Here is a 566-nt window from a genome sequence, read left to right on the forward strand (position 1 = left end):
GTCGCGTCCACCGCCGTCGCGCCATGCAGGCGATGCGCGTGTGGGCGCGGTGGGTGCGGTCACGCAGGCGCAGCCGCTGCTGCAGCACGCGCGCCTGCGGGCGGCGGCCAGCGCTGGCAGCGCGGCAGCAAGCGGCGGCGCGAGAGGCGGCAGGCGGCAGGCAGGCGCTGGGCGGGCCAGCAGACGCAGCACGCGCCCCGCACACACCGTCTCGCCGCGCACCACGCGCTCAACGCGCTCGCCAGCAGCATCCAGCCGCAGGCCTGCCGCCCGTCGCCGCGCCGCCCTGCCCCGCACGCGCGCCTGCAGCACAGCCGCCGCCCGCGCCGCCCGCCAGCCGCACCCGCTCCTCCTCGCCGGGGATCGCCAGCGCCGCACGCGGCGGGCGGGGGGATGCAGGGGGATGACGCGCGCCAGCGCCAGCAGCTCCCCCAGCACGCTGCGCGTCTGCGCCCGCCACCCGCGCCCGCCCGCCTGCTGCACCACCAGCTTGCGCCTGTGCGCGAACAGCAGCAGCAGCCGATACAGCGTGTGACGGCCTGCATGCGCAACGTCGTGGGCCCCCC

The 566-nt window shown here is 79.2% G+C and carries 1 protein-coding gene; it reads right to left on the reverse strand.

Annotated features, from left to right (window positions below):
- Positions 1-566 (reverse strand): hypothetical protein (locus ACK41V_RS23775; RefSeq protein ID WP_409786170.1); only part of this gene is annotated, 566 nt, incomplete at both ends.

It is taken from the genome of Acidovorax sp. (genome assembly GCF_046291265.1).
In the GTDB taxonomy this organism is placed as follows: Bacteria; Pseudomonadota; Gammaproteobacteria; order Burkholderiales; family Burkholderiaceae_C; genus Acidovorax.